The sequence below is a fragment of the Flavobacterium sp. B114r genome (assembly GCF_056824125.1).
On sequence record NZ_CP124858.1, the window covers coordinates 1,704,825 to 1,719,661 of the forward strand.

Sequence of the window (14,837 nt, forward strand, 5' to 3'; positions counted from 1 at the left end):
AAAAAAAAGGAGACCATCATTTTGTCAAATTTACATTTCAGTACTATTTCAAATGCAAACAGGCTTTTTTTCTCTATAAATTACTAAGTTTGGGTTATTAAATTAAAACGTATGAAAAATAAAATGATTCTCGTTTTGATTGCCTGTGGAGGAGTAGCTTTTTCGCAAGCAATTAAAAAACCGCTAGTTTCAGCAATTACAGATAAAGACCTGAGAACGGATATGTATCAAATGGCCGGTGATCATTTTAATGGTCGTGAAGCAGGAACTTTAGATGAATTAAAGGTCTCGATGTGGCTGGCAAATAAAGCAAAAGAAGCAGGAATGGCTCCAGCGGGTGATGATGGAACTTATTTTCAGTTTTTTGATTTGTACAGGCATCAGGTAACTCCAAATACAAAATTCAAAATTGGGCAAAAAGAATATAAACTGTGGAAAGATGTTCTGGTAGCAGAAACGACAAACATAAAAGTTGATGCGCCATTAGTATATCTAGGAGCAGCAACAAAAGAAGAAATCGAAAAAGCAGATATCAAAGGAAAAGCAGTAGTCATATTAGCTTCTAAAGAAGGAATTGCAGATGATATTTCGCTTTTTGACAGACGTTATCCGGGTCTTGTACGAAATAAATATTATGATGTTGTAGTCAAAAAAGGCGCTGTAGCAATGATTATGGTAGCAGACCAATTAGGAGAGGAAAGCTGGTCTCAGGTTGAACCACAAATGACAAGAGGTATTTACGGAATCGAAGGTGTTCGCGATAAAATTGGTGCTACAATGCCGGTTTTTTGGCTACACAACGATCAATTAGCATATCTTAAAACTACGAAAGATCTTTTATCAACAGAGGTAATTTCTGAAACCTATAAATATCCTTCAGTAAATGTTGTAGGTAAGATAGATGGAACTGATGCTAAATTAAAAAACGAATATGTTCTTTTTAGCGGACATCAGGATCATGATGGTGTGAGACAAAAATACGGGCAGGATTCTATTTATAACGGAGCCGATGATAATGCAAGTACTTGTGTAGCAATGTTAGCCATTGCAAGAGCTTACAAGAAACAACCCGGAAAAAGATCTGCCTTATTTGTATTTCATGGTTCAGAGGAGCGCGGATTGTTAGGGTCAAGATGGTATGCGTCGCATCCTACAGTTCCGGAAAAGGATATTATTGCGGTACTAAACGGTGATATGATTGGTAGAAATAATGTAAATCAGGCTGCTTTACTGGGTTCCAGTTCACCTCATGAAAACTCTTCAGATTTAGTGGCTATTGCCAAAAGAGCAAATGATGAAGGCCCTAAATTCGATTTAGATAAACTTTGGGACAGACCAGAGCATCCGGAATATTTTTATTTCCGTTCAGATCACTTGCCATATGCAAAAAGAGGAATTCCAGCTGTTTTTTATACCAGTGTTTTACACAGTCAATACCATACGCCAATGGATGAATCTGAAAATATTGATTTCGTAAAATTGCATAAAATGACTGAATGGATCTACCGTACAGGCTGGATTTTATCTAACGATGCCAATCGTCCTAAAACATTACCAAATGTACAATTAGAGCGATAAAGGATTTACAGATTATATTATATTTGGATTGAAATTTAGACGCGGATGAAACGGATTCGCTACCGCGAAAACGCAGATAAAAACAGATTTTTTTCTTTCTTTATTTTCTACTTTAAGCAGGATATAAATAAAATCCGTTTTTATCCGCGTCTTTACGAAGTAAATCCGTTTCATCCGTGTTCAAATAAACACACAGAATATTGCAAAATCTACTAAATAAAAGAGGCTGTCCAAATAAATAGACAGCCTCTTTTTTATGTTTAAGAGTAACTAGTTTGTCAAAAAATCTAACAATCTAAGTTAGTCTAATAATCTATATTTACAATCCAAATTCAGCTTTTACTTTGTCTACGAAATCAAGTTTTTCCCATGTAAATAACTCAACAGTAACAGTTTTTACATTTCCTCCCGGAGCAGAAAAAGTTTTAGTTACCACTTCCGGCGTACGTCCCATATGTCCATAAGCAGCAGTTTCGCTATAAATAGGATTTCTTAATTTCAAACGTTGCTCAATAAAGTAAGGACGCATATCAAAGATAGCTTCTACTTTTTTAGCAATTTCACCATTAGTCAAGTTTACTTTAGAAGTTCCGTAAGTATCAATGAAGATTCCCATTGGTTGAGCAACTCCAATTGCGTAAGAAACCTGTACTAAAATCTCGTCAGCAACACCAGCTGCAACTAAATTTTTAGCGATATGACGTGTAGCATAAGCAGCACTTCTGTCTACTTTACTTGGATCTTTTCCAGAGAATGCACCACCACCGTGAGCACCTTTTCCACCGTAAGTATCCACAATGATTTTTCTTCCTGTTAAACCAGTATCTCCGTGAGGTCCTCCAATAACGAATTTTCCTGTTGGGTTAATATGATAGTTGATCTTGTCATTGAATAAATGCGCGTGACTTGGATTTTTAGCAATGATTCTTGGAATCAGGATTTCGATAATATCTTTTTTGATTTTAGCCAGCATTGTAGCTTCTTCATCAAAATCATCGTGTTGAGTCGAGATTACAATCGCATCAATACGAGTTGGTTTGTTATCGTCGCTATATTCTAAAGTTACCTGCGATTTTGCATCAGGACGTAAATAAGTGATTTCTTTATTCTCACGTCTTAAGATTGCTAATTCCTGCAATAAACTATGAGATAAATCAAGTGCCAATGGCATGTAGTTTTCAGTCTCGTTAGTTGCGTAACCAAACATCATTCCCTGGTCTCCTGCACCTTGCTCCTCTGGCTTAGCTCTGTCAACACCTTGATTAATATCTGCAGATTGCTCATGAATTGCAGAAAGAATCCCACAAGAATTTGCTTCAAACATATATTCACTCTTAGTATATCCAATTTTACGGATTACGTCACGAGCAATTTGCTGAACATCAAGATAGGTATTCGATTTTACTTCACCAGCTAAAATTACCTGACCTGTAGTAACAAGAGTTTCACAAGCTACTTTTGAGTCAGCATCAAATGCCAAAAAGTTATCAATTAATGCATCCGAAATTTGATCTGCAACTTTGTCTGGATGCCCTTCACTAACAGATTCTGACGTAAATAAATAAGCCATAATAATTTATTAAATTAAAATTAAGTGAGGAAAAAAATTGCTAAAAAGGGCTAAAGGAGAATGTCTGCTTTAGCATTTTTTACTACCGAAATTAAAAACTTTCAGTATTCATAACGAACCATTTCATTATGAAGAGGTTGCAATCAGTTCAAATTTTTCCTCTGTATTAGGGTGCAAAGGTATAAAACCATTTTGATTTGCAAATTAAAGTTTTGATTTTTTTGATTTTATAAGTAGAAATTTAACATAACATACTATTTTGATAGGGTAATAGAAATTATTTCTGTTTTTGTTTGGTCGATTAAAAAATAGTTTGCAAATTTGCCCCATCAAAATAATAGAAAAGATGAAATTAACAGTTTGCAATATGTCTTGTAAGATGCCGGAGCCTTCCGCAGAGACGATATTGTAGTTTTATTTCAAAAATACATATAGAGCCTCTGCCAACTGCAGGGGCTTTTTTTTATTTCAAAAAGTACCAAATTGTAAATAACTTCTTAACTTTAAATAGTAATTAATCAAAGAAAACCAAATGAAAAAAAATGTACTATTAGCATTGGGTCTTTTAACATTTTCTGGAATCTATGCTCAGAATAATAAAAAAGAGCAAGATACTTTAAAGAACAATGAACTGTCTGAAATAACGATAGTAGGATCCAGAAGTAAAAACCGGGTAAAAACTGATGTTCCTGTTCCTGTAGATGTTTTTAATATCTCAGAGATTACAAAAGGTTCGCCGCAAACAAGTGTTACTCAGATCTTAAATTATGTTGCGCCTTCTTTTACCAGTAACGCAACTTCTACAGCAGATGCTACAGATCACGTCGATCCGGCACAATTAAGAGGTTTAGGACCGGATCAGGTTTTGATTTTGGTAAACGGAAAAAGAAGACATTCAAGTGCATTAGTAAATATTAACGGATCTCCGGGAAGAGGATCTGTTGGAACAGATTTAAATGCAATTCCATCATTCGCTATCGAAAGAATCGAAGTATTGCGTGATGGTGCAGCAGCTCAATATGGTTCAGACGCCATCGCGGGAGTTATCAATATTGTATTAAAAAAAGATGCTAATTTTATTTCGGGAGGTATTCAATATGGATCGAATTTATCTTCAGGGTCTAATAATTTTAAAGGCGGATCTGATGGACAGAATTTACAAGTAGATTTAAACTACGGTACATCATTAGGTAAAGCAGGAAGTTTCCTGAATGTTACCGGAAGTGCCGTAACCAGACAAGCAACAAGCAGAGCGGGAATTAGAAATAATGGTATTTTTAATGCTTACAATGCTGTAGAGAATAGAGCAGCCCAAAATGGTGTAGCTATTAATTCATTGTTTAGTAATATCAATAACACGCCAAACTCAGCACAAATTCTTACTTCATTAAAGCAATATGCACCGCAGGTAGGTTATTTTACACCGGCACAGCAAACTGCAATTTCATCTGCCGGAACACTAGCCCAAATGCAGACAGCTTTGAACTTTGATGTAACCAATAACGAGATTGCTTATAGAGGTCAGGAAAGAAGCGATTATAATATGAGTGTAGGTCAGTCAGAATTGGCTTCAGGACAATTGTACTATAACGCTAAATATCCTATAAGTGATATTACATCTTTGTACTCTTTTGGTGGAGTTTCGTATAGAAATGGTAAATCGTATGCATTCAACAGACTTCCTAATGGTTCAGGAACTTTTACGCAAGTGTATCAAAACGGATTCCTGCCAGAAATACAATCTAATATTTTAGATGCATCTTCTGCAGTTGGAGTAACAACAGAATTATTTGGTTTTGATACTGATCTTAGTACAAACCTGGGAACAAACTCTTTTCAATATGATGTGAACAATACTATTAATGCTACTTTAGGAGCTAATTCGGCTACAAGTTTTGATGCCGGAAAAGTTTCATTTTTACAAAGTACAACCAATCTTGATTTCAGTAAAAAGTTAGATGTTTTAGAAGGACTAAACGTTGCTTTTGGTGGAGAATTCAGATATGAAAACTATCAAATTAAAGCAGGAGAAGAAGCTTCTTATGGATTATATGATATAAACGGAAATTTGGTTTCAGGAATTCTGCCAAGTAATTCACCATTAATTGTTACAGACTTTTTTGGAAACAAACGTGGAGCAGGAGCACAGGGTTTTTCCGGGTTTCAACCAACAGATGCTAAAGAAAAAGACAGAAAAAGTGGCGCTGCTTATATTGATTTAGAATTAAATGCGACGAAAAACTGGCTTTTGAACGGAGCAGTCCGTTATGAAAATTATTCTGATTTTGGAAGTACGGTGATCTTTAAACTAGCCTCTCTTTTAAAATTAAACGATAATATCAATTGGAGAATTTCCGGACAAACAGGATTTAGAGCACCATCATTACAGCAAAAATATTTTGAAGCGAGTTCAACCCAGTTCATAAATGGTTCACCTTATCAGGTAGGTTATTTTACAAATGATTCTCAGGCAGCAAAAAGTATAGGAGTTGAAAGTCTGAAACCTGAAAAATCTAAAAGCATCAGTACAGGATTTACATTCAAAATTCCTGCAGCAAATATTACCATTGCAACAGATGCGTATTTTACAAGAATCAATGATCGAGTTGTGTTAACAGGGCAATATGCAAGGCCAACAGATGCGCAGATAAATGCGGCAACAACGCCACAACAAAAAGATGCATTGACATTGTTTCAACAAGCATTTGATTTAAAAGGAGTAGAAAGAGCTTCGTTCTGGACCAACGGAATTGATTCTGAAACAAAAGGTATAGATGTGGTAATTTCTCAAAAATACAATGTAATCCAGGATTTTACCATCAGAAACGATTTTGCATTAAGTTATAACACTACAAAAAGAGTAGGTAAGCTAAATGTACCTCAATCTATTATTGATGCAGGTGGAGATCCTTATGTATATTCGTTTTTCCCGGAATCAAGCAGAATTTATTTAGAAGAAGCAATTCCTAAATTGAAAGCAAATTTAATGACCACTTTCAATATTAAAAAACTGGATATTTATTTAAGAAACAGTTATTTTGGAAAAGTTACTGATCCGGGAGCAACAGATGTAAATTTAGACGGATCATCTTCAGTTTACGAACATCCTGAATACAGTTCAAAAATAGTTACAGATTTATCTTTCGGATATCAAATCAACGAAAAGTTCAGATTCACACTTGGATTTAATAATATAGGAGACGTTTATCCGGATAGAAATAATCCTGCAACTCCTGCATTTACCAATACAACCCCAACATTGTCTCCTGCACCAAGTACAGATTTAACCAATGCAAATCAGTTTGCTTATTCAAGAGCAGTATCACAATTTGGATTAAACGGAAGATTTGGTTTTGCCAGATTAAGTTTCAAATTCTAAAAGTAAAAGATTTGCCCACGGATTGTACGGATCAAACGGATTTGCACAGATTTTTTAATCCTTTTAATCTTTTATCCCGATAGCTATCGGGAGCGGCTAATTTTAGAAGTAGATAAAGGAGAATAAAAAAAATAATCCGTATTCATCAGTTTAAATCTGTTCAATCCGCGTGCTAAATTTTTTAGTCAGGAGAGAAAAATAAAAAAATCCGCGTAAACCGGTTTAAACCAGTACAATCCGTGGGCTAATATTTTTAAGATATTCCCTGTATTTGCAGGCTAATAAAAAAATAATGTTAAATGTTCTTTTTTGATTTGGTAGATCTAAAAATAGTTTCTATATTTACTCTATCAAATTAGTCGAGTTTAAAAAAGAGAATTAATTTAAATAAAATGATAATGAAAACAATAGCGAATAATATGATGATATGTTGTGAGATGATGCAAATGTGCATCCAAAATCGCTGTTGCCAAAAGTGAAAGAGTAAATCTTTGTTATAGTTAGAACTATAAGCCCTTTTGGTAGCCATCCGAAAGGGCTTTTTTTATTTCAACACTTTTAAATCAAAAATCATGAAAACATTAAATTCAATAGCAATAGAATATTTATTAAGAAACGATTCTCAGAAAAACAACAATAAATCAGAAGACATAACCAGAGAGGTTATAAGGATAAATGCAGAGCAACTTATAAAAAGTCAAAAATCCTTATTGTTTCACATGTATGATCTTGAAGAAGAAGGAGAAGAGTTTTTTGTTTAAATCAAATTCATTCCTCTTTCAAAACTAATTGCATGAAGATGAAAATCTTTTTGTATAACTTAGAAACATTTTTATAAAAAAATATAAACGAATTAACAACATTAAAAAACTAAGAAATCATGAGTACAAAAAAATTCGCCACCAACGCATTACACGCAGGACACGATGTTACTAAAAATGCAGGAACCAGAGCAGTGCCAATTTATCAGACATCGTCATATGTTTTTAACGATTCAGATCACGCTGCTAATTTATTTGGTCTTGCCGAAGCCGGATTTATCTATACGAGATTAAATAATCCAACAAACGACATTCTTGAACAACGACTTGCAGCGCTTGAAGGCGGAATTGGAGCTGTTGTTACTGCATCAGGAGCATCAGCAATTTCTACAGCTTTATTGACTTTATTAAAAGCGGGTGATCACATTGTAGCTTCAAACAGCTTATACGGAGGAACTTATAATTTACTAAATGTAACTTTACCTCGTTTAGGGATTACAACCACGTTTGTAGATCCGTCTCAACCGGAAAACTTTACAAAAGCTGCTAAAGAAAATACAAGAGCCTTTTTTGTAGAATCTTTAGGGAATCCAAAATTAGATGTATTAGACTTAAAAGGAATTTCGGCAGAAGCCAAAAACTTCAAAGTTCCTTTTATTGTAGACAATACGGTTGCTACACCTTATTTATTGAACCCAATTGAATATGGAGCAGATATCGTAATTCATTCCTTGACCAAATATATTTCAGGAAACGGAACTTCATTAGGAGGTGCTATTATTGACGCTGGAAAATTTGACTGGTCTAACGGAAAATTTCCTGAATTTACAGAACCTTCTGCAGGATATCACGGATTAGTATATCATGAAGCTCTAGGAAATGCAGCTTTCATAGCAAAAGCAAGAATCGAAGGTTTGCGTGATTTTGGCGCAGCTTTAAGTCCTTTTAATGCTTTTCAGATTATTCAGGGATTAGAAACATTACCAATTAGAATCCAGAAACATAGCGAAAATGCTTTGGCTTTAGCCTCTTGGTTAGAAAAACAAGATGAGGTAGTCTGGGTAAATTATCCAGGTCTAAAAACTAATAAATATTATGATTTAGCACAGCAATATTTACCAAAAGGTCAAAGCGGTGTAATTACTTTTGGACTAAAAGGTGGTTTTGATGCTGCTAAAAAAGTGGTTGATAGCACGAAGTTATTCTCGCTTTTGGCGAATATTGGTGATACAAAATCATTAATTATTCATCCGGCAAGCACAACGCACCAACAATTGTCAGATGCAGACCAACTAGAAACAGGAGTTTCTAAAGATCTGGTGCGACTTTCTGTCGGGATAGAAGATATCGAAGATTTAATAGCTGATTTGAAGGCTGCATTCGCAAGCGTGGTCCAATCGCAATACAGCGTTAATAAAAATTAGGTTTTTTTGTTTTTTGTTTGAAAAATTGCCTTTAGTAGCGTGAGTTCTGCTAGAGGTGATTTTTTATAAAAAGCATTCCATATAAAAGTTTTTTCACCATATAAGTGATAGGAGTTCATTTTAGTAGAGGCGCACATTAGTAGAGACGCACAGCAGTGCGTTTAACATTGGATGACGATTATACGTTGATAATTAAAATGAACTTATATCACTTATATGGTTTAATTAACCCCCCAATAAATTAAAAATTATGTCAAAGCTTAAAATAAATATCATCCTTTTTGGAATTGGAAATATCGGAAGTACTTTGATCAATCAAATCATCGAAAGTCAGGAGTTTTTTCTTGAAAGTAAAAATGTCGACTTTCATTTTCCGATAATCACAAATTCAACAGTAGCTTTTTTCGAGAAAGAAGGCGTAGGATATGCTTGGGAAACCAATTTTTTAGAATTGGCAGTTCCGTTTAAAGTGCAGGATATTATTGAATTTGCCAAAGAAAATGAATTTGAAAATCTAATTGCAGTTGATGCAACGGCAAGCGACGAGCTAATTCATCATTATAATACCCTGATCGAAAACGGATTTAATATTGTAGCGGTAAATAAAAAAGCCAATACATTACCTATTGATTTATATAAAGAAATTAGGGTAAATCTTAAAAAATACGACAAAGAGTTTTTGTACGAGACATCAGTAGATACAGGATTTCCGGTTTTGCAAACCTTAAGAGATTTGTATTATTCCGGAGAGAAAATCACCAAAATACGAGGTGTTTTCTCTGATAATCTAAGTTACGTATTTAATAGATTTGCAAATGAAGAAGCTACTTTTTCGTCACTTCTAAAAGATGCCAGTTTACTCGGATTAATGCGTTCTACTTTTAAGGAAGATTTATCCGGAAATGATACAGCAAGAAAACTATTGATTCTGACCAGGGAAATAGGAAAGGATTTTGATCTTTCGGATATTAAAATCAACTCTCTTATTACAGAAGAACATCTGGAGAAAAACGGAATACTGAACAAAGATGCAATCGACAAATCATTTAAAATTGCAAAAATAACCCAAAAAGACAATCACGTATTAAGATATGTGGGAGAATTTGATGTCGAGAAAAACACGCTGGAAGTCAAATTGGTTTCAGAACCGGTTACATCAGCAATTGGTCAGTTAAAAGGATCAGATACCATTTTCGAAATTTACACACAATCATACGCAGATGTTCCAATAGCAATTCAAAGCGCTTCGGCATGTAAACAAGCTATTTCAAGAGGGATAATAACTGACATTTTGAAAGTAGCAGAAAAAATTAAAAATAAAGAAGCAGTTTGGTCGTAAGTGGTTTTAATAGTAGTTAGTTGTTCTTTGATATAATGAAACAGGAAAATTATTAGATATTTTTTTGTAGGTTTTTACGTTAATTTTTTTAAATCTTAAATTTGTAAGATGTTTTTTAACGTTAAAAAGGTAATTTTTAACGTTTTTTAAGATTAATTTGCTGATCCTCACTTGCGTAATTGAAAAAATATTCGCACATTTGTAATACCTCAAAACTACCAAAAGTAAATTTTCAATTCTGAAGAATTGTTATGTCGATTGGAACAAATGTTGAATGACTTTATTTCTTATTTAATTAAAAAAAAACAAGGATAAAAGTAAAAACAGTCAATAGTTTCGAGAAGTTAAATAAAATAAAAAAATGCAAGAATTTTTTCAAATAGCAAGTAAATCACAGATGAATAAATCCCTACAGATGAACAAGATGTTTAACGTCGCACGTATTTGTGTATGCGTCTGTTGATACTAAAAGTATATATAAGTTGTAAAAAACTTAAACCCTTTTGGTATTCAAATCCAAAAGGGTTTTTTTATTCCATTTGGTTGCCATAACAAAAAATTAAACAAATAATAAAGATTATAAAACATAAACTAACGTAAACTTAAATATCATGAGCACATTAAACTACTTAACAAAGACTTTTTCTACATTGAAAAACTTAAGAGCAAAAAGAAACAATCCGCCACCGCCAACAAATGAATTAGTACACCCGAGATTCGGAATTACTGAGGCAGATAAAACAGCGGAGAAAAAAGAGCCAAACTCATTATTGTTTTTGATGTATTCAAAAGAAAATGAAACACTTTTTATCTAAATCAAAAAGTATCATAAAATAGGGGAATACCTGCTTAAATTTACTGGGCTGATAGTTCGGTAATTTTTTGCGTACAAGAGTTTGTGTTTGAATTATCTTTAAGAAATTGCAGAATCAGTTTCGATAAAATTTGTTTGTTTAAGAAATTAGTAGTTAATTTGCACCTTTAAGTTCAAAAACGTATTGAAATGTTATAAAGAAAGGACGAGGGATTAGACCCGATGAATCCTTAGCAACCCTTCGTTAATTCGAAGAAGGTGCTGCATTCTACCACGCCCAAACGTGGAAAGATAACAACAAGAATTTTTCTAGTTTCACTCTAGTACTTTCTTTCTAATATTTCCACATACAAATCAATAATAAAAAGATTTGAAATTGGAAAATATACCAAGTCCCATCATAATTCACGATTTCATCACAGAAAGTGGTGCATCATATCATTCATTACCATTAAGCTTTACCCTTTCTGGTTTGCCATTGTATAGCGCGCCTATAGTTTTGGTCAATCATGCATTGACCGGAAATTCTGAGGTTACAGGTAAAAATGGCTGGTGGAATGACCTGATTGGCGACGAAAAAACAATCGATACCCAGAGATATACCATATTGGCATTCGACGTTCCCGGAAACGGAAACGATTCGTTTATAGTAGAAAACTATCAGGACTTCACGACAAGAGATATTGCCCGAATTTTTATAAAAGGATTAGAATCCTTAGATATCGCACAATTACACACAATTATTGGCGGTTCTGTTGGTGGAGGAATTGCCTGGGAAATTCTTGCATTAGAACCCAACATTACTCAAAACTTGATTCCAATTGCAACAGACTGGAAATCGACAGACTGGATGATCGCTAATTGTTACTTACAAGAGCAAATACTCAACAATTCTTCAAAACCTATAGAAGATGCCAGAATCCATGCCATGTTGTGTTATCGCTCTCCTGAATCATTCAAAGAAAAATTTCAACGTACAATCAACAACGAGCAGCTCATTTTTAATATCGAAAGCTGGTTGGCGCATCACGGACAAAAATTACAAAAGAGATATCAATTGGCATCATATAAACTGATGAACCAATTGCTTAAAACCATAGATATTACCAGACATAGTCAAGATTTCGAGACTTTATTGTCCAGAACAAATGCAGCGATTCATATTATAGGAATCAACTCAGATTTGTTTTTTACACCAAAAGAAAATCGCGAAACTTATAATGAATTAAAAAAGTTCAAAAACAATGTCTTTTACAGCGAAATAGATTCGGTACACGGACATGACGCTTTTTTAATCGAGTACAAACAATTAGATCATTTACTTGCCGATATTTTTAAGGCAGAAACAATAGAAAAATAAAATGAAAATATTAAAATTTGGAGGTAAATCGTTATCAAACGGAGAAGGACTTAATAAAGTAGTTTCAATCATTTCTGATAAAGTAAATCAAGGAGAACAAATTGCAGTTGTCGTTTCGGCCCGAGGAAAAGCTACCGATGAGTTAGATTATATTTTGAAGCTTGCCGCTAAAAATGGTAATTACAAACCATTATTTGAAAATTTCAAAACCTATCAGATTTCAGATTATCCTCAGGTAGATTTTTCTGAAGAATTTAATATTTTAGAAAAACTTTTTGAAGGCGTAAGCTTAATTGGAGATTACAGCAATAAAATCAAAGATCAGATTTTGTCAAAAGGAGAATTGCTTTCGGCTAAATTATTGACCGCAATTTTAATAGAAAAAGGAATTCCGGCAAATTTTGTTGATTCAAGATTATTATTAAAAACGGATTCGAAATTTGGAGATGCACAACCGTTAGAACAGCTTTCTAAGAAAAATGTTGTCAACTATTTCAAAGAACACAACGGTAAAACTGTAAATATTGTAACCGGTTTTATTGGTTCAAACAATAATAACGATACTACAACTTTAGGTAGAAACGGCAGTAATTATACAGCATCTTTAATCGCCAATTACTTAAATGCCGAAGAGCTTCAAAACTTTACCCACGTTGACGGAATTTACACAGCAAATCCAGATTTAGTTGCCGATGCTAAAAAGATCGAATTTTTGTCTTTTAATGAAGCAAACGAATTGGCTAATTTTGGCGCGACAATTCTGCACGCTAAAACGATAATTCCACTATTAGAAAAAAATATTCCGCTTCGTATTTTAAATACATTCAATCACGAAAATCGCGGAACTTTAATCACTTCAGATTCGGCTAAAGAAGGAATCAAAACCCTTTCGGTTTTAGAGAATTTATCATTGGTAAATCTTGAAGGACGCGGATTACTTGGAAAATCAGGTGTTGATGCCAGAATTTTTAAAGTAATGGGAGATCACAATATCAGTGTAAGTATCATTTCGCAAGGTTCTTCAGAAAGAGGAATCGGGTTGGTTGTCGCTACAGATAAAGCTACAACAGCCATGATCGAATTAGAAAAAGAGTTCGAAAACGACTTTTATTCTAAAGATGTAAATCAGATTACGGTAACAGATAATGTTTCGGTAATTTCGATTATTGGTCAGGATTTGAGCACTTTCCACAAACCATATACAGCATTAATCAAAAATAAAATAGTTCCAATTTTGTTTAATAACACCGTTACGGGTAAAAACGTGAGTTTGGTGGTTAAAAAATCGGAACTTAACAAAGCATTAAACGTAATTCACGGAGAAATTTTTGGAGTTTCCAAGAAAATCAACATTGCTATTTTTGGTCACGGATTAGTGGGAGGAACTTTAATCAATCAAATTTTAGAATCGGCTGCAGCAATCGAAAAACGGAAAGACATTAAACTGAATGTTTTCGCAATTGCCAATTCTAAAAAAATACTTTTAAACAAAAATGGCGTAACATCAAACTGGAAAAATGACATCCAGCAAGAGGGCCTTGAATATACCATCAATGACGTAATTGCTTACGCGAATCAACATCATTTAGAAAATTTAATTGCGATTGACAACACCGCAAGCGCGACTTTTGTTGAGAATTATATTTCGCTGATTGAGAGTAGTTTCGACTTGATTTCATCTAACAAAGTTGCCAATACATTAAGCTATGGTTTTTATAAAGAACTGAGAAAATCTTTAGCAGAAAATCAGAAGAATTATTTGTACGAAACCAATGTTGGTGCAGGATTACCATTAATTGATACCATAAAATTATTACACCTTTCGGGTGAAAATATCACAAAAATAAAAGGAGTTTTCTCAGGAACATTAAGTTATTTATTCAATAATTTCTCTGCAAAAGATGCTCCGTTTAGCGAAATTCTAAAAGAAGCAATTGATAACGGATATACAGAACCAGACCCGCGTGAGGATTTATGTGGAAATGATGTAGGAAGAAAATTATTGATTTTGGCAAGAGAATTAGATCTGCAAAATGAGTTTGAAGAAATATCAATTCAGAATTTAATTCCGGAACATTTACGTGAAGGAAATGTATCCGATTTCTTAACCAAGCTAAAAGAATTCGATCCGATTTACGATAAAATAAAAGCAGATCAAAAGCCAAATCACGTATTAAGATACATTGGCGAATTGTCCGGAGATTTGCAAAATGACAAAGGAATTCTGGAAGTAAAATTAGTTTCTGTACCTTCTGATACAGCTTTAGGCGGATTGAAGGGATCTGATTCTTTCTTCGAAATTTATACAGAATCTTACGGAGACAGACCTATCGTAATTCAGGGAGCCGGTGCAGGTTCTGCAGTAACGGCAAGAGGAGTTTTTGGAGATATTTTGAGATTATCAGATAAAGGATAAGAGGATTTTGGATTATGGAGTGTAGATTTTAGATTGCAGCGAGTATAATCTGTATTGTTTGTCATTTCGACGAAGGAGACTCGAGCGATAGCGAACAGGCGAAGCAAATCACACACTAAGCTCTACAAACAAAAGTCTCCGTCTTTATCAACAATCGATTGTGATAATTTAATTGAACAAAAACAAAAAAGGAAAG

The 14,837-nt window shown here is 33.9% G+C and carries 9 protein-coding genes and 1 riboswitch; of the genes, 8 read left to right on the plus strand and 1 reads right to left on the minus strand.

Annotation, left to right across the window (positions count from 1 at the left end; genetic code table 11):
* Positions 1-111 precede the first annotated feature (111 nt).
* On the plus strand, positions 112-1,578 hold the full coding sequence (locus tag QLQ94_RS07555) for a M28 family metallopeptidase (RefSeq protein ID WP_271337853.1): 1,467 nt from the start codon (positions 112-114) through the stop codon (positions 1,576-1,578).
* Between the two features lie 319 nt (positions 1,579-1,897).
* Here QLQ94_RS07555 and metK read toward each other — a convergent pair whose 3' ends face one another.
* Entirely contained in the window at positions 1,898-3,148 is a 1,251-nt protein-coding gene (gene metK, locus QLQ94_RS07560; protein ID WP_427402137.1) for a methionine adenosyltransferase, read from the minus strand.
* A 532-nt stretch (positions 3,149-3,680) separates the two neighbouring features.
* Here metK and QLQ94_RS07565 point away from each other — a divergent pair.
* The 7 genes from QLQ94_RS07565 (at position 3,681) to thrA (ending at position 14,641) form a co-directional block, all read left to right on the plus strand.
* The gene (locus QLQ94_RS07565; protein ID WP_482499448.1) at positions 3,681-6,527 is read left to right on the plus strand and encodes a TonB-dependent receptor plug domain-containing protein; all 2,847 of its coding nucleotides are present in this window, start codon (positions 3,681-3,683) and stop codon (positions 6,525-6,527) included.
* Between the two features lie 572 nt (positions 6,528-7,099).
* Entirely contained in the window at positions 7,100-7,288 is a 189-nt protein-coding gene (locus QLQ94_RS07570) for a hypothetical protein (RefSeq protein ID WP_271337859.1), read from the plus strand.
* Positions 7,289-7,407: 119 nt separating this feature from the next.
* The gene (locus QLQ94_RS07575; protein ID WP_271337860.1) at positions 7,408-8,712 is read left to right on the plus strand and encodes an O-acetylhomoserine aminocarboxypropyltransferase/cysteine synthase family protein; all 1,305 of its coding nucleotides are present in this window, start codon (positions 7,408-7,410) and stop codon (positions 8,710-8,712) included.
* Between the two features lie 250 nt (positions 8,713-8,962).
* Positions 8,963-10,051: a homoserine dehydrogenase family protein gene (locus tag QLQ94_RS07580; RefSeq protein WP_271337861.1), complete on the plus strand. Its 1,089-nt coding sequence runs from the start codon at positions 8,963-8,965 to the stop codon at positions 10,049-10,051.
* 611 nt (positions 10,052-10,662) lie between these two features.
* Positions 10,663-10,866, plus strand: coding sequence for a hypothetical protein (locus tag QLQ94_RS07585; protein ID WP_271337863.1), 204 nt, complete (start codon positions 10,663-10,665; stop codon positions 10,864-10,866).
* Between the two features lie 188 nt (positions 10,867-11,054).
* Positions 11,055-11,163: riboswitch (SAM riboswitch) on the plus strand.
* Positions 11,164-11,241: 78 nt separating this feature from the next.
* Positions 11,242-12,225, plus strand: a complete 984-nt coding sequence (locus QLQ94_RS07590; RefSeq protein WP_482499449.1) for an alpha/beta fold hydrolase — start codon at positions 11,242-11,244, stop codon at positions 12,223-12,225.
* A gap of 1 nt (position 12,226) precedes the next feature.
* Entirely contained in the window at positions 12,227-14,641 is a 2,415-nt protein-coding gene (gene thrA / locus QLQ94_RS07595; RefSeq protein ID WP_482499450.1) for a bifunctional aspartate kinase/homoserine dehydrogenase I, read from the plus strand.
* The last annotated feature ends 196 nt before the right edge of the window (positions 14,642-14,837 follow it).